A 15838-nucleotide genomic window follows, 5' to 3' on the forward strand; every position below is an offset into this window, starting at 1 on the left:
TCGTCCACGTACTCCCGGAAACTCACGTGCGCTCACCCCGGTCGGCTAGGTCGTCTCCCGGTCCTCGGCCGCCTGCTCCACCAGGGGGATGATGCGCAGCGGAACGGGGTTCTCCATGACGATCGCCGTGGAAGCCCGGACAATGCCATCAAAACCGACAACCCGGTCGATCACACGTTGAAGATCGGCATTCGAGCGAGCGACCAGCCGGCACAGCATGTCCCCGGTGCCCGTGGTGGTGAGCAGCTCCAGGACTTCCGGAACGGTCGACAGATGGGCTCTGACGTCCGCTCCCTGTCCCTGCCGGATCTGCAGCGTCGCGAACGCGGTCACGGGGTAGCCGAGTGCGGCCGGGTCGACCTGAGGACCGAATCCGCGGACCACTCCATTCGACTGAAGCCGGTCCAGGCGCGCCTGCACGGTGCCGCGTGCGACGCCGAGCCGCCGGGACATCTCCAGCACCCCGATGCGTGGCTCCCGCGCCAGCAGCACGATGAGCCGGGCGTCCAGATGATCGATCGCCATGCCGCTCTCCCCGATGGTCATCTTGTACAGAACGCCCGCCAAAAGGGGGCACCTGCTGTGCAGCTTGCCCAGCGGATACGCAAACTATTGCGCAGCTTGCGGGGAGGGGTGAGGCTGCCGCTATGAGCCAGACCACACACCACACCCCCGACACCGCGCGCGAGGCAGACCCCTTCCCGGTCAAGGGAATGGACGCGGTCGTCTTCGCCGTGGGCAACGCCAAGCAGGCCGCGCACTACTACTCCACCGCCTTCGGCATGCGGCTCGTGGCGTACTCCGGACCGGAGAACGGCAGCCGCGAGACCGCTTCCTATGTCCTGGAGAACGGCTCCGCCCGTTTCGTCTTCACCTCCGTCATCAAGCCCGCCACGACCTGGGGCCACTTCCTCGCCCAGCACGTGGCCGAACACGGCGACGGCGTCGTCGACCTCGCCATCGAGGTCCCGGACGCGCGTGCCGCGTACACGTACGCGATCGAGCACGGCGCCCGTTCGGTCGCCGAGCCGTACGAGCTGAAGGACGAGCACGGCGTCGTCGTCCTGGCCGCGATCGCCACGTACGGCGAGACCCGGCACACCCTGGTCGAGCGCACCGGCTACGACGGCCCGTACCTGCCCGGGTACGCCGCCGCCGATCCGATCGTGGAGCCGCCCGAGCACCGCACCTTCCAGGCGATCGACCACTGCGTCGGCAACGTCGAACTCGGCCACATGAACGAGTGGGTCGGGTTCTACAACAAGGTCATGGGCTTCACGAACATGAAGGAGTTCGTGGGCGACGACATCGCGACCGAGTACAGCGCGCTGATGTCCAAGGTCGTGGCCGACGGGACGCTCAAGGTCAAGTTCCCGATCAACGAGCCCGCCCTGGCCAAGAAGAAGTCGCAGATCGACGAGTACCTGGAGTTCTACGGCGGCCCCGGTGTCCAGCACATCGCGCTGAACACGAACGACATCGTGCGCACGGTGCGCACGATGCGGGAGGCCGGCGTCGAGTTCCTCAACACCCCGGACTCGTACTACGACACCCTCGGCGAATGGGTCGGTGACACCCGGGTCCCCGTGGAGACCCTGCGCGAGCTGAGGATCCTCGCCGACCGCGACGAGGACGGCTATCTGCTGCAGATCTTCACCAAGCCGGTCCAGGACCGTCCGACGGTCTTCTTCGAGATCATCGAGCGGCACGGTTCCATGGGCTTCGGCAAGGGCAACTTCAAGGCCCTGTTCGAGGCGATCGAGCGGGAGCAGGAGAAGCGCGGAAACCTCTGAGCCCCTGACGTCCGCCACCGAACGGGACCGATGGGCGCCCGGGGGCGGCGCGGGCGGCCCGCACACGGCCTCCCCTCTCCTTTTCGAGCGGGGAGCCGTGTGCGAGCGGGGTTCACACCATCGCCCCCGGGTGCAACGCTGTGATCATGAGCCGTATCGAAGCCCCGCGCGACGAAGTCACCGGCAACCTCCTCGACCGACTCAGGGCCGGCCTGCCGCCCGAAGCCGTCCTGAGCGACCCCGACGTCACGGCCTCGTACGCGAACGACATGGCGAGCTTCTGCGTGGCGGGCGCCCCGGCCGTGGTCGTGCTGCCGCGCACCGTCGAGCAGGTCCAGCACGTGATGCGGATCGCCACCGAGCTGCGGGTCCCGGTCGTACCGCAGGGCGCCCGCACCGGCCTGTCGGGCGCGGCCAACGCCTCCGACGGCTGCATCGTGCTCTCCCTGACGAAGATGGACCGGATCCTGGAGATCAACCCGGTCGACCGCGTCGCCGTCGTCGAACCCGGCGTCGTCAACGCCACGCTCTCCCGCGCGGTGAACGAGCACGGCCTGTACTACCCGCCGGATCCCTCCAGTTGGGAGATGTGCACGATCGGCGGCAACATCGGCACGGCCTCCGGCGGGCTGTGCTGCGTGAAGTACGGGGTGACGGCCGAGTACGTCCTCGGCCTGGACGTCGTGCTCGCGGACGGCCGCCTCATGTCCACCGGCCGTCGCACGGCCAAGGGCGTCGCCGGCTACGACCTCACCCGGCTCTTCGTCGGCTCCGAGGGCTCGCTCGGCATCGTCGTCCGCGCGGTCCTCGCCCTGAAGCCCATGCCGCCCCGGCAACTGGTGCTGGCGGCCGAGTTCGCGTCCGCGGCCGACGCCTGCGACGCCGTGTGCCGGATCATGGCGGGCGGTCATGTGCCGTCCCTTCTCGAACTGATGGACAGGACGACGCTCAAGGCGGTCAACGACCTCGCCCACATGGGCCTGCCGGAGAGCACCGAGGCCCTGCTCCTCGCCGCCTTCGACACCCCGGACCCGGCCGCCGACCTCGCCGCCGTCGGGGCGCTGTGCGAGGCCGCCGGCGCCACCGAGGTCGTCCCGGCCGATGACGTGGCCGAGTCCGAACTGCTGCTGAAGGCACGGCGGTTGTCGCTCACCGCGCTGGAGGCCGTCAAGGGCACGTCGATGATCGACGACGTGTGCGTGCCCCGCTCCCGGCTCGGCGAACTGCTGGAGGGCGTGGAGCGGATCGCCGAGAAACACCGGCTCACCATCGGGGTCTGCGCCCATGCGGGCGACGGGAACACGCATCCGACGGTCTGCTTCGACGCACAGGACCCGGACGAGTCCCGGCGCGCCCGGGAGTCCTTCGACGAGATCATGGCCCTCGGCCTGGAACTCGGTGGCACGATCACCGGTGAGCACGGCGTCGGCATCCTGAAGAAGGAGTGGCTGGCGCGCGAGATCGGACCGGTGGGCGTGGAGATGCAGCGGGCGGTCAAGCAGGTCTTCGACCCCCTCGGCCTGCTCAATCCGGGCAAGCTCTTCTGAGCCGGACGGCCCGCTCACCCGGCCGGTGGACGGGGCGCGCGGCGCGGAGGTCGGGCTCGCGTTCCGGCAACGGGCGCGGGCCCACGGAAGGACGGCGGCGAACAGCTCCGAAAGGTGCGACGCGCCTTTCGGAGGAATTCTTTCGGGGAGTGTTCCAGGTGTGTGAAGGCCGTGCACGGTATCGCCCGGAAAGGGGTGGATGCAGCCGGACCGGCAGAACACCGTGCCCGGTTCTGATAGATGTGGGTGTCCACACGACCCCCCGAGCAGATACGGGACGACGGACATGAGCGCCCCAACCCCGGCACCCGGTGACGACAGACCCCGCGAGGGCTACTACCCGGATCCGTCCATCCCCGGATACGTCCGGTACTGGAACGGTGCCGCCTGGGTGCCCGGCACCAGCCGGCCCGCGCCCGGTGACGGCGGACCGCTCTCCCCGCCGCCCGGCGCTCGCCCCGCTCCGCCCGCCGTGGAGGAGACCGGGCCGCACTTCTTCGACGAGGACCCGGTCGAGGAGCCCTCCGGGGCGGACCCGGCCGACGCCCGGCACGGCAGCCGCCCGGAGCCCGCCTCGGCCTGGGGTGCCGACCGCTCCCGGCAGTCCGGGTTCGGTGGCGACCAGGACCGCCGGGTCTCGTGGGGCGCGCCGCAGGCAGCCGATCCCCGGGTTCCGCACGCCGGCCGGCCCGACGGCGCGGCGACCCGCACGGACGGCACGGCGACGATCCCGCCCACCGAGGCGACGGGTGGCCCCGGTTCCTCCCCGGCCCCGGACGGCACGGTCGTGTTCCGCCGGCAGCCGCGCGGCGAAGACGCCGGCGCACCGGGCACCACGGGCAACGACGGTCCCGTCGCCTCCGAGGGCACCGCCGCGTTCCGTGCGCTCTCCCCGCGCACGGGGGAGCAGGGGGGAAGCACGGGGGCGGCCGCTTCCGGTTCGGGCCGGCCCCCGCACACCGACGGCGCCCAGGCGGCGGCCCGGCAGGCACGGGGCCAGGACCCGCAGGCGCAGGCCCCCGCTCCGCAGCGGACGGCTCCGCGGTCGGGGCCCCCGGCTCCCGCGCCCGGCACGCCCGCGACGGGATCCCCTGCGCAGCAGCCCGCGGCGGGCATCCCTCAGCAGTCCGCCGGCACACCCCTGACCACGGGCTCCGGCGGCGGCCAGCCTTCCTGGGCCCAGCAGGTGCACCGGCTCGCGAGCCCGGGTCCCGAGGGTGACCGGCCCGTGGCGCCGTGGAAGCCTCCCGTGGAGGACCCGTTCCTGGCGGCCGTACGGGCGCAGGTGGCGGCCCGTCCCGCGGGCCTCGGCAGGCGGCTGGTCGCCCGGCTGCTGGACACGGTGGTGCTGGCGGCGGTCACGGGCGTGGCCGCCGTACCACTGGGCACCGAGGCGATCGACCACATCAACGACAAGATCGACGCGGCCAAGCTCTCCGGGCAGACCGTCACGGTCTGGCTGCTCGACGGCACGACCTCGATGCATCTCGCCGTGGTGCTCGGCGTGCTCCTCGGTTTCGGTGTCCTCTACGAAGTGCTGCCCACCGCCAAGTGGGGCCGCACGCTCGGCAAGAAGCTGTGCGGCATCGAGGTACGGGACATCGAGGCCCATGAGCCGCCGGGTTTTGGTCATGCGTTGCGCCGCTGGCTCGTCTACAGCGTCCCGGGCCTGCTCGTGGTCGGCGTGGTCGGCGTGCTGTGGTGTGTGTTCGACCGGCCGTGGCGCCAGTGCTGGCACGACAAGGCGGCGCACACGTTCGTGGCGGGCTGACCCGGACGGACCTGTAGGGATGCGGAGCCGGAGGGTTCGCGGTCGACTCGGGCCATGAGCACCGAACCGCCGCCCCCCGGCTCCGGGGACTCCCCGGAGGAGGACCCGTTCAGAAAGCGTCAGCCCCCGCCGTCCCAGGGCGGCGGCACCGAACCCCGCTGGGGACCGCCTCCCGGCGGTGAGCCCCCGCCCGGCGGCCGGCCTCCCCCGCCCGGCCAGCCCCCTCCGTACGGTCAGCCTCCGCCCGGCGGCGGAAGCCCTTACGGTGCGCCCCCGCCCGGCGGCGGAAGCGGTGCACCCCCGCCCGGTGGCGGAAGCCCCTACGACCAGCCTCCGCCCCCCGGTTCCCCGTACGGCGGCGGCCCCTACGGCGGAGCGGACCCCCTCGCCGGGATGCCCCCGCTCGCCGACAGCGGCAAGCGGGTGCTCGCGCGGATCATCGACATGATCCTCGTGGGTATCGTCGTCGCGCTGCTGTCCTGGGTGTTCCGCACCGCCGAGTACGACGTGGACGCCAACCGGATCGAGTCCGGCAAATCGCTCGGCCAGTCCGTGATCGCCGCGGTGCTCTACATCGCCTACGACACCGTCATGATCTCCAGGTCGGGGCAGACGCTCGGCAAGAAGCTGCTGAACATGCGGGTGGCGAATCTGCAGGACGGCTCCAGCCCCTCCGTGCGGACCTCGCTGATCCGCGCCGCGGTGCTGTGGCTTCCGTTCGCGTTCTGCTGTGCCTGCGTCTGGACGGCGATCTGCGGCGGCTGGAGCTTCTTCGACAAGCCCTACAAGCAGGGTCTGCACGACAAGGCGGCCAGAACGGTGGAGGTCAGCACGGTGTGATGGCGACGCCGGGGTGCGGCGGCCTACGCGCGAACCGGCGGGCCCGGTAACGGGACCCGCCGGTTTCGGTGTGCGCTGTGCTGTGGTGCCTGTGGCGACCGTGAAGTGCTGCGCTGCGCGCCCGGTTCAGGGGTTCGCCGGCTCGTGTACGGACTTGGCCGCAGCCGTGGATCCCACGGACGCCGTCGGCCGTCCGGCCGGTGCGGGCTGCCGGGCGGCGGGCCGTCGGGCACCGGCCGAAGCGGACTTCGGCACGGGCACCGTCACGGCGACGAGCAGTCCGAGTGCGAGCGCCGCGAGGGCGATCACGGCGATCCCCAGGCCCGAACTCGTCTGTGACAGCAGCAGCATGGCGAGGGTGGAGAAGATCACGGTGCAGGAACCGTAGGCGAGCTGTGCGGCGTTCGGACGAGGCATGGCCATTCCTCGGGGTGGGGGTCTCCCCCCGGTGCCTCTCGCGATGGGGGAGGATGCGGACAACGTGTGGAATCTGTGGCACTTGTCGTGTCGGGGGTGACACCGGTGTCGACCGGGCGATCCGTCGCCGTTCCGACGCTCCGCCCGCCGACTCTATTCGCCTGCATGCCCGAGCGGAACGTCTGGTAAGCGTGACCTTACCCACGGTGCTGATGCACGGGGGGCGCACGGAGTCATAGGGTCCGCCAACTGGGGAGATGCACGCGCCCGTTGACAGGCGACTATGCCGTTCGTATACCGAACGTCGGTTTCTATTAATGCACTTGGCCTGTTCAAGTCAAGGTCTGTCTTTTCTTCTAAACCTCCGGTCAAATGTCGTCACTTGACACACGCGTACACCACGCGCGGACCCCTCTCGATCGGGATTCGTCATCCGCGCGATCGGACGCGTCGGGGAGGACTTCAAGTGACCAGTAGACCCTGGACGTTCAGAGCGGCCGCGATAGGCGCGACCCTCGCGGCGGCCTCGGCCACGTTCGCGACCTTCGCGGTGGCAGAGGCGAACACGCCGGCGGATCCCGCCGCCGTGAACCGGCACGACCCGCAGCCGGTGAAGCAGAAGGAGCACGACTTCGACGGCCCGCTGAGCAAGACCCAGGATGCTCAGCGCCAGGAAGCGCTCGGCCAGGTCATATCCGGCAAGGCCAAGATCAAGAACCGTGACGGTTCGAACGTCGTCCAGCTCAAGGGCAAGAAGGGCGACAGCAAGTACGTCGAACTCGGCCGCGAGAAGACCGACAAGATCTTCACGATCCTGGTCGAGTTCGGCGACCAGGTCGACAGCCGCTACGGCGGCACCCCGGGCCCGCTGCACAACAAGATCGCCAAGCCCGACCGCAAGAAGGACAACAGCACGGACTGGCTGGCGGACTACAACCAGAAGCACTACCAGGACCTGTACTTCGGCACCGGCAAGGACACCGAGTCGCTCAAGAAGTACTACGAGACGCAGTCCTCGGGCCGCTACTCGGTCGACGGTGAGGTGACCGACTGGGTCAAGGTCCCCTACAACGAGGCCCGTTACGGATCCAACAAGGCCGGCGACAGCGCCGCCTGGTACGCGGTCCAGGACGGCGTCAACGCCTGGGTCGCCGAGCGTGAGGCGGCCGGTGACACCGCGGCCGAGATCCGCACGGAACTCGCCCAGTTCGACCAGTGGGACCGCTACGACCACGACGGCGACGGCGACTTCAACGAGCCCGACGGTTACATCGACCACTTCCAGATCGTCCACGCCGGCGAGGACGAGTCCGCGGGCGGCGGCGCACAGGGCGAGGACGCGATCTGGGCCCACCGCTGGTACGCCTTCGGCACCGACGCGGGTGCCACCGGCCCCGACGGCAACAGGCTCGGCGGCACGCAGATCGGCGACACCGGCATCTGGGTCGGCGACTACACCATCCAGCCGGAGAACGGCGGACTCGGCGTCTTCGCCCACGAGTACGGCCACGACCTCGGTCTGCCGGACGAGTACGACACCAACGGCGGCGAGAACTCCACCGGGTTCTGGACGCTGATGTCGTCCGGCTCCTGGCTGGGCACGGGCAAGGACGCCATCGGCAACCTGCCCGGCGACATGAACGCCTGGGACAAGCTCCAGCTGGGCTGGCTCAACTACGACACGGCCAAGGCCGGTGTGAACTCCTGGCACAAGCTGGGCCTGGCGGAGTACAACACCAAGCACAAGCAGGCGCTGGTCGTCTCCCTGCCCGACAAGGCCGTCACCACCGAGGTGGTCACCCCGGCCCAGGGCGCGACCCAGTGGTGGAGCGGCAGCGGCAACGACCTGAAGAACACGCTGACCCGGTCCGTCGACCTCACCGGCAAGTCCTCGGCCACGCTGTCCCTGGACGGCTGGTACGACATCGAGGCCGACTACGACTACCTCTACGCCGAGGTGTCGACCGACGGCGGCGCCAACTGGACCGTCCTCGACGGCACGGTGAACGGTCAGCCGGTCCCGCGTGACGCCAGCGGCAAGCCGGCGCTCACCGGTTCCATCGACGCGTACGCGAAGCTGTCGTACCCGCTCGACGCCTACGCGGGCAAGAAGTTCGACCTGCGCTTCCGCTACCAGACCGACGGCGGTGTGGCCCTCAAGGGCTTCGCGGCCGACGAGATCACGGTGACCGCGGACGGCTCGGCGGTGTTCTCCGACAACGCGGAGAGCGCGGACCCGGCCTGGACGGCGACGGGCTTCTCCCGCATCGGCGCGTCCTTCTCCAAGCTCTACAAGCAGTACTACGTCGCCGAGAACCGGCAGTACGAGTCGTACGACAAGACCCTGAAGGTCGGCCCGTACAACTTCGGCTTCTCGACGACCCGTCCGGACTGGGTTGAGCACATCCCGTACCAGAACGGTCTGTTGATCTGGAAGTGGGACACCTCGCAGCCGGACAACAACACCGCCGACCACCCGGGCACCGGCCTGATCCTGCCGATCGACTCGCACCCGGCGCCGCTGAAGTGGACCGACGGCACGCTGCTGCGCAACCGGTTCCAGGCCTACGACTCGCCGTTCACCCTGGAGTCCACCGACGCGATCACGCTGCACAAGGCGGACGTGCCGGTGCGGATCAAGTCGCAGAAGGGGGTGTCGGTCTTCAACGACCACACCAGCACCTACTACGACGCGTCGAACCCGGCCGCCGGTGTCAAGATCACTGACACCAACACCAAGATCAAGATCGACAAGGCGGCCAAGGACGGCTCCACCATCGAGCTCGAGGTCGGGCCCGCGGTGAAGTAGTCCGCATCTTCGCAGGTCAGAAGCGTATCGGCGGCGACCCCCTGGCGGGCCGCCGCCGATCGTGTTTAGGTGCGTCCTGTGACGCACTTATTGACACCGACCGGAACGGGGATGTGACTGAATGGCCGCAGGAGGTTTCTGCAAGCTGCCGAACGGCAGCGTGGTGGTGGCGCTGAACCTGCCGAGCCCGGGTTCCGGCAGCGGCTTCGTCCGCGTGCTCGTCCTCGCCCAGAACCGCGCCCGGGCGCTGACGCGACTGCGCAACCTGGGCCTGCGTGCCGTCTACCTGCGCGGCAACGCCGCTCCGCCGACCCCCGACGAGATCACCGCGGTCCTGCACCACCCCGACGGGCTGATATGGCGCACGGCGCCCGACAGCGCGGGCCAGGAGCTGTCGCAGGAGCTGTGGCACCCGATCCGGGCGCTGCTGAGGAGGCCGACGGCGCAGGCCTGAGCGGCCCCGGAGGGGACCGCACAGTCGGTGCGGTCCCGGGCCCTAGGAGACGACGGGCTTGCCGGACAGCTCCACCCCGGCATCCCGGAACTCCTCCAGCGCCCGTTCCGTGGTCTCCGCCGACACTCCGGCGGTGAGGTCCAGCAGCACCTGCGTACGGAACCCGCGCCGCGCGGCGTCCAGGGCGGTGGCGCGCACACAGTGGTCCGTGGCGATGCCGACCACGTCCACCTCGTCGATCTCCCGCGCCTGCAGCCAGTCGCCGAGCGGCACCCCGTTCTCGTCGGTCCCCTCGAACCCGCTGTACGCGCCGGAGTACGCCCCCTTGTCGAACACGGCGTCGATCGCCCCGGAGGCGACCGCCGGGGCGAAGTTCGGGTGGAAGCCCACGCCCTCCGTGCCCGCCACGCAGTGCGCGGGCCAGGTGTGGACGTAGTCGGGGTCGTCGGCGAAGTGTCCTCCCGGGGCGATGTGGTGGTCCCGGGTGGCGACGACATGGCGATAGCCGGCGGGCGCCTGCCCGATCAGCTCGGTGATCGCGGCGGCCACATCGGCACCTCCGGCCACCGCGAGGCTGCCGCCTTCACAGAAGTCGTTCTGTACGTCTACGACGATCAAGGCGCGGCGCATGGTCGGTGTCCTTCGGCTTGGCGGCGGTTCGGAGTAGAGGGTGCGAGCCCGGCCGTCCGTACGAACTACCGAGCCTAGAGACTTCGGGGGCCGGGCGGGAGGGGGCGTCAGGGGGTCGGCGGCGTGCGCGGGTGCGCTGCCGTTGCATTCCCGCGGGCCGCGCGTTCATGCGCCCGCGGCAGGGGTCCGGCCGAAGCCGCACCCCGCACGCGCACCACGGCCCGGCCGCATCCGTCCCGCGCGCCGGTCCGGCCGGCCCGGACGCCTCACACGTAGACGGTCGGGATGACGGGTTCCCCGCGGGACAGCTGCGTCGCCGACAGCGGCAGACCGGCGCGCACGGCGGCGTGCCGATCGCGTACGACGTCCAGCGGCTCGCGGGCGAGCACCTGGCCCCCCTTGACGAGCTGGACCAGCAGCTGCCGGTCCGCCAACCCGTCCGGCACCGCTCCGGTGCCGACCATCTCCGCCTCCGCCACGCCGTGCTCGTCGACCCGTCGCGCCGCCCACTTGCGGCCGCCGATGGAGGTCTTTCCGCCGAGCGACTTCTTGGCGACCGGCTCCAGCGGAGCCTGCGGGTCCGCCGACTCGGCGCGGGCGACCAGCTTGTAGACCATCGAGCAGGTCGGATGGCCGGAACCCGTCACCAGCTGGGTGCCGACGCCGTAGGCGTCCACGGGCGCCGCCCGCAGCGAGGCGATGGCGTACTCGTCCAGGTCCGAGGTCACGACGATCTTCGTGTGGGTCGCGCCCAGTTCGTCGAGCTGCTGGCGCACCCGGTGCGCCACCAGCAGCAGGTCGCCGGAGTCGATGCGTACGGCTCCGAGCTCGGGCCCGGCGATCTCGACGGCCAGCCGGACGGCCTCGGTGACGTCGTAGGTGTCCACCAGCAGCGTGGTGCCGCGCCCGAGCGACTCGACCTGGGCCCGGAAGGCGTCCCGCTCGCTGTCGTGCACCAGGGTGAAGGCGTGGGCGGAGGTCCCGACCGTCGGGATGCCGTAGCGGAAGCCGGCGGCCAGGTCCGAGGTGGTGGTGAAGCCGCCGATGTACGCGGCCCGGGAGGCGGCCACGGCGGCCAGCTCGTGGGTGCGCCGGGCGCCCATCTCGATCAGCCCCCGGCCGTCCGCGGCGGAGGACATGCGGGAGGCGGCGGCCGCCACGGCGGAGTCGTGGTTGAGGATGGACAGGATCACGGTCTCCAGGAGCACGCACTCGGCGAAGGAGCCCTCCACCCGCATGATCGGGGAGCCGGGGAAGTACACCTCTCCCTCCGGGTAGCCCCAGATGTCGCCGTCGAAGCGGTATTCGGCGAGCCAGGCCAGGGTCTGCGGGTCGACGACGCGGCGCTCCCGCAGGAAGCCGAGGACGTCCGCGTCGAAGCGGAAGTTCTCGACCGCGTCCAGGACGCGTCCGGTGCCGGCCACGACGCCGTAGCGGCGGCCCTCGGGCAGCCGCCGGGTGAAGACCTCGAAGACGGAGCGCCGATCGGCGCTGCCCCCCCGGAGGGCGGCCTGCAGCATCGTCAGCTCGTAGTGGTCGGTGAAGAGTGCCGTCGAGGGCACGTCCACCGGCAGCCCAAGGTCCGCTGAGTTCATGACGTCGGATCGTACTCCCATCTCGTCAGTCTGACGATTTGTGGGGGTGGCGGCTGTGTCCGTTTGTGCGGGGGCCCGGTCGAGGTGGCAGCATGGGCCGTGTGACGGCTCCTGCACCCCTAGAGATCGAGAAGACCGAGTCGGCGGAGGAACAGTTCGCCGTCCCCGAACCCGATGTCCCCTGGGTGACGATCGTCCACAACGACCCGGTCAACCTGATGAGCTACGTGACGTACGTCTTCCAGACGTACTTCGGCTACTCGAAGGACAAGGCCACCAAGCTCATGCTCGACGTCCACCACAAGGGCCGGGCGGTCGTCTCCAGCGGTACCCGCGAGGAGATGGAACGCGACGTGCAGGCGATGCACGGCTACGGTTTGTGGGCCACCCTCCAGCAGGACCGGAAGTAACGACCTCCCCGATGTCAGGACACTTCGAATCACTCCCCGGCGGCGGTGCCGCCGTCGCGCTCGACGACGTCGAGATCTCCATCATCCGGTCGCTGGCCGTGCAGCTGCTGGAACTCATCGGCCCCGGCCCCGCCGAGAACGCCCCGGACGATCCGCTCGCCGAACTCTTCGCGGAGGGGCCCAGCGAACCGCCCTCCGACCCGGTGCTGCGCCGTCTGTTCCCGGACGCCTACGGCGGCCCCGGCGGCGACCCTGGCTCGCCCGAGGAGGTCGAGGAACAGCGGGCGCACTCGGCCGAGTTCCGCCGCTTCACCGAGAACGACCTGCGGGCGCGCAAGCGCGACAACGCCCTCGCCGTGATCCGCTCGCTGGACGCACTGACCTCGGCGAGCGAGGAGGGCGGCGTCCTGAAGCTGTCGCAGGAGGAGTCCGGGCAGTGGCTCGGCGCCCTGAACGACCTGCGCCTGGCGATCGGCTCGCGGCTGGAGGTCGTCGACGAGGACGACACCGACCATCTCTACCGGCTGCCGGACGAGGATCCGCGCAAGCCCATGGTGATGGCCTATCTGTGGCTCGGCGGCCTTCAGGAGACGCTCGTCACGACCCTTATGCCCTGATTCGCCAGGGTCTGCGCGCACTCGGCGAGAGGCCGGTGTTCGCTCAGTGGGGGCTCAAGTCCGGATAACGATCACGTCACCGCCACGGTCCGGCATGCCCGCATGAGTGCATATTTGTCCGGTTCTTCCAGTGCGGTACGTCACACGGCGTCCAGCCGATCAACGGTGCGGCCGTGATAGACCTTCACGACCGCCCGACGGGACAACACCCACGTCCGGTCGGGTGCGCCACCGAGCCGACAACCGTCGGCCAGGCACTGCTCCATCACATTCCGGGGGGATCGGAACCCGATCCGAAGCCAAAGGGACTGGCTCGGATCGGCATGGAGAAAGGTGCACCACACATGACCTCATCGCAGGTCGGTAAGAACTACGACGGCAGTGAGGCCGTGGGCGGCAACACCCCCGAAGAGGGGTACGAGCGCGGGCTCGGCAGCCGTCAGGTCCAGATGATCGCGATCGGCGGCGCCATCGGCGTCGGCCTCTTCCTCGGTGCCGGGGCGAACATTGCCAAGGCCGGCCCCAGTCTGATCTTCATGTACGCCCTCGCGGGCGTCGTCATCTTCTTCATCATGCGGGCGCTCGGCGAGCTGCTCCTCTACCGCCCGGTCTCCGGCTCCTTCGCGGAGTACTCCCGGGAGTTCCTCGGCCCGTTCTTCGGCTACTTCACCGGCTGGACGTACTGGCTGATGTGGGTGGTGACCGGCATGGCCGAGCTGACGGCCGCCGCGATCTACGTCCACTACTGGTTCCCGTCCATCCCGCAGTGGGTGACGGCGCTGATCTTCCTGGTGGTCCTGTTCGTGGCCAACCTGATCTCGGTGAAGCTGTTCGGCGAGATCGAGTTCTGGTTCTCGATGGTCAAGGTCACCGCGCTGATCGGCATGATCGTCATCGGTCTCGGTGTGCTGACGTTCGGCTTCAGCTCCGCCGGTGACACCGCCTCCGTCTCCAACCTCTGGCAGTTCGACGGCTTCTTCCCCAACGGCATCGGCTCCTCGCTGATGACCCTGCAGGGCGTCATGTTCGCCTACCTCGCCGTCGAGCTGGTCGGTGTGACGGCCGGTGAGTCGGAGAACCCGGAGAAGACCCTGCCCAAGGCGATCAACACCCTGCCCTGGCGCATCGCGCTGTTCTACGTCGGTGCCCTCACCGTCATCCTCTGCGTGGTGAAGTGGACCGAGTTCGGGGCCGGTGTGAGCCCGTTCGTCGAGGCCTTCGCGAAGATCGGCATCCCCGCCGGTGCGGGCATCGTCAACTTCGTGGTGCTCACCGCGGCCCTGTCCTCCTGCAACTCGGGCATGTACTCCACCGGCCGCATGCTGCGCACCCTCGCCGACAACGGCGAGGCCCCGAAGGCGTTCAGCCGGCTGTCGACGTCGAAGACCCCGGCCCTCGGCATCACGACCTCGGTCGCCTGCATGGGCATCGGCGTGGTCCTCAACTACGTCGTCCCGGAGAAGGCCTTCGGCTACGTCACCTCGGTGGCCACCGCGGCCGGCATCTGGACCTGGCTGATGATCCTGATCAGCCACGTCCTGTACCGCCGCGCGGTGGTGGCGGGCCGGCTGCGCGCCTCCTCCTTCCCGGCGCCCGGCGGCGCGGTGTGCAGCTGGATCGCCATCGCGTTCCTGCTCTTCGTCACCGCCCTGATCGCGTACGACGCCGACTCCCGCGTCTGCCTGTACGTGATGGCCGTCTGGGCGGCGGCCCTGGCCGTCGGCTGGGTCGTGCTCAAGGCCCGCAACCCGCAGGTCGCCGAGCGCCGCGAGACGCTGGAGAGGGTCGGCTGAGCCGTACCGCCCACCATGTGGGCCGCCCCGTACCACCCTTCGGTACGGGGCGGCCCTCTGCTTATCCTGACCGTCATGCTGACCATCACCGAGGACCTGTACGACCGGATCGTCGCCCATGCGCGCCGGGACCACCCCGACGAGGCGTGCGGCGTGGTCGCGGGCCCGGTGGGCTCGGGCCGCCCCGAGCGTTTCGTCCCGATGCTGAACGCGGCCCGCTCGCCCACGTTCTACGAGTTCGACTCCGGCGATCTGCTCAAGCTGTACCGGGAGATGGACGACCGCGACGAGGAGCCGGTGGTGATCTACCACTCCCACACGGCGACCGAGGCGTACCCCTCCCGCACGGACATCTCGTACGCCAACGAGCCGGGCGCCCACTACGTCCTGGTCTCGACCGCCGACTCCGACGAGGCCGGCCCCTTCCAGTTCCGCTCGTTCCGGATCGTGGAGGGCGAGGTGACAGAGGAGGAGGTCAGGGTGGTGGAGAGCTACTGATCCCGCAATTCGGGCAGAATTCATCCACCATGCGAGATCACACTCCGGACGCCGAGGGGGGAATCGATACGATGACCCCATGGTTCTCCACGACGTGAGCAAGAAGACGCCGGGCACGCTGCTCGTGGCGCGGCTGCACGTCGATCTGTGCAGGTCGAACAGCGCCATCTGTTGACGCCGCACTGCCGCCGTCCGGCCGGGCCGCGGCGCACCGCCCCGCGTCCTGTCACGACGCTCCGCGCCGCCGTGCGCGCCCGCAAGCTCTCGGCTCCGCTGGAGCAGGGGGCGCCCCCCATTCAGACCTCTCCCGACAGGAGCCCCGAGCCATGGCCATCGAGGTCCGCATCCCCACCATCCTCCGCCAGTACACCGACGGCCAGAAGGCCGTCGAGGGCAACGGGGAGACCCTCGCCGTGCTGTTCGCCGACCTCGAGACCCGTCACACGGGCATCCAGGCCCGCATCGTGGACGGCGGGGAGCTGCGCCGCTTCGTGAACGTCTACCTGAACGACGAGGACGTCCGCTTCCTCGACGGCATCAACACCAAGCTCGCCGACGGCGACAACGTGACCATCCTGCCCGCCGTGGCCGGAGGCTCCGCCGCGGCGAAGCCGCGTCCGGCCCGTACGGTGGCCGGGCGCCGGCCCCGAACGGCCTGATCCCG

16 protein-coding genes are annotated in these 15838 nt (G+C 69.9%); 12 read left to right on the forward strand and 4 right to left on the reverse strand.

The features are described 5' to 3' along the window. Positions 1-45: 45 nt before the first annotated feature. Complete coding sequence (locus ACSHXN_RS25130) at positions 46-525, reverse strand: Lrp/AsnC family transcriptional regulator (RefSeq protein WP_059127841.1); 480 nt, start codon at positions 523-525, stop codon at positions 46-48. Between the two features lie 122 nt (positions 526-647). On the opposite strand from ACSHXN_RS25130, the gene hppD reads away from it, so the two are divergent. The 4 genes from hppD (at position 648) to ACSHXN_RS25150 (ending at position 5951) form a co-directional block, all read left to right on the forward strand. Beyond that, on the forward strand, positions 648-1793 hold the full coding sequence (hppD, locus tag ACSHXN_RS25135; protein WP_355797813.1) for a 4-hydroxyphenylpyruvate dioxygenase: 1146 nt from the start codon (positions 648-650) through the stop codon (positions 1791-1793). 140 nt (positions 1794-1933) lie between these two features. After that, a complete protein-coding gene (locus ACSHXN_RS25140; RefSeq protein ID WP_355129092.1) occupies positions 1934-3340 on the forward strand; it encodes an FAD-binding oxidoreductase in 1407 nt (468 codons plus the stop codon). Between the two features lie 286 nt (positions 3341-3626). Continuing rightward, positions 3627-5111, forward strand: coding sequence for an RDD family protein (locus ACSHXN_RS25145; RefSeq protein WP_438303738.1), 1485 nt, complete (start codon positions 3627-3629; stop codon positions 5109-5111). A 54-nt stretch (positions 5112-5165) separates the two neighbouring features. Continuing rightward, the gene (locus ACSHXN_RS25150) at positions 5166-5951 is read left to right on the forward strand and encodes an RDD family protein (protein WP_355129096.1); all 786 of its coding nucleotides are present in this window, start codon (positions 5166-5168) and stop codon (positions 5949-5951) included. A 126-nt stretch (positions 5952-6077) separates the two neighbouring features. Here the strand turns inward: ACSHXN_RS25150 and ACSHXN_RS25155 are convergent, their stop codons facing one another. Then, complete coding sequence (locus ACSHXN_RS25155; protein WP_355129098.1) at positions 6078-6368, reverse strand: hypothetical protein; 291 nt, start codon at positions 6366-6368, stop codon at positions 6078-6080. Positions 6369-6834: 466 nt separating this feature from the next. Here ACSHXN_RS25155 and ACSHXN_RS25160 point away from each other — a divergent pair, with 466 nt between their 5' ends. After that, positions 6835-9177: an immune inhibitor A domain-containing protein gene (locus ACSHXN_RS25160; RefSeq protein WP_355129100.1), complete on the forward strand. Its 2343-nt coding sequence runs from the start codon at positions 6835-6837 to the stop codon at positions 9175-9177. A gap of 121 nt (positions 9178-9298) precedes the next feature. Further along, positions 9299-9631, forward strand: a complete 333-nt coding sequence (locus tag ACSHXN_RS25165) for a hypothetical protein (protein WP_059127848.1) — start codon at positions 9299-9301, stop codon at positions 9629-9631. A 42-nt stretch (positions 9632-9673) separates the two neighbouring features. Here the strand turns inward: ACSHXN_RS25165 and ACSHXN_RS25170 are convergent, their stop codons facing one another. Both ACSHXN_RS25170 and ACSHXN_RS25175 read right to left on the reverse strand, forming a co-directional pair. After that, on the reverse strand, positions 9674-10261 hold the full coding sequence (locus ACSHXN_RS25170; RefSeq protein ID WP_438303739.1) for an isochorismatase family protein: 588 nt from the start codon (positions 10259-10261) through the stop codon (positions 9674-9676). Positions 10262-10527: 266 nt separating this feature from the next. Then, positions 10528-11856, reverse strand: a complete 1329-nt coding sequence (locus tag ACSHXN_RS25175) for a nicotinate phosphoribosyltransferase (protein ID WP_355129104.1) — start codon at positions 11854-11856, stop codon at positions 10528-10530. A gap of 92 nt (positions 11857-11948) precedes the next feature. On the opposite strand from ACSHXN_RS25175, the gene clpS reads away from it, so the two are divergent. The 6 genes from clpS to ACSHXN_RS25205 all read left to right on the forward strand — a co-directional run bounded on the left by clpS (position 11949) and on the right by ACSHXN_RS25205 (position 15833). Continuing rightward, positions 11949-12266: an ATP-dependent Clp protease adapter ClpS gene (gene clpS / locus ACSHXN_RS25180; RefSeq protein ID WP_059127851.1), complete on the forward strand. Its 318-nt coding sequence runs from the start codon at positions 11949-11951 to the stop codon at positions 12264-12266. An 11-nt stretch (positions 12267-12277) separates the two neighbouring features. Beyond that, positions 12278-12883 carry a DUF2017 domain-containing protein gene (locus ACSHXN_RS25185; protein ID WP_355797827.1) on the forward strand — a complete coding sequence of 202 codons (606 nt, stop codon included), beginning with the start codon at positions 12278-12280 and terminating at the stop codon, positions 12881-12883. 344 nt (positions 12884-13227) lie between these two features. Further along, positions 13228-14676: an amino acid permease gene (locus tag ACSHXN_RS25190; protein ID WP_438303740.1), complete on the forward strand. Its 1449-nt coding sequence runs from the start codon at positions 13228-13230 to the stop codon at positions 14674-14676. 75 nt (positions 14677-14751) lie between these two features. Next, positions 14752-15174 (forward strand): M67 family metallopeptidase, encoded by a 423-nt coding sequence (locus ACSHXN_RS25195; protein ID WP_356109607.1) that lies wholly within the window; start codon positions 14752-14754, stop codon positions 15172-15174. A 79-nt stretch (positions 15175-15253) separates the two neighbouring features. Beyond that, positions 15254-15349, forward strand: coding sequence for a putative leader peptide (locus ACSHXN_RS25200; protein ID WP_319114358.1), 96 nt, complete (start codon positions 15254-15256; stop codon positions 15347-15349). 151 nt (positions 15350-15500) lie between these two features. Continuing rightward, positions 15501-15833, forward strand: a complete 333-nt coding sequence (locus tag ACSHXN_RS25205) for a MoaD/ThiS family protein (protein WP_355129112.1) — start codon at positions 15501-15503, stop codon at positions 15831-15833. Positions 15834-15838 lie beyond the last annotated feature (5 nt).

The sequence above is a fragment of the Streptomyces sp. HUAS TT11 genome (assembly GCF_051553595.1).
Taxonomy (GTDB): domain Bacteria; phylum Actinomycetota; class Actinomycetes; order Streptomycetales; family Streptomycetaceae; genus Streptomyces.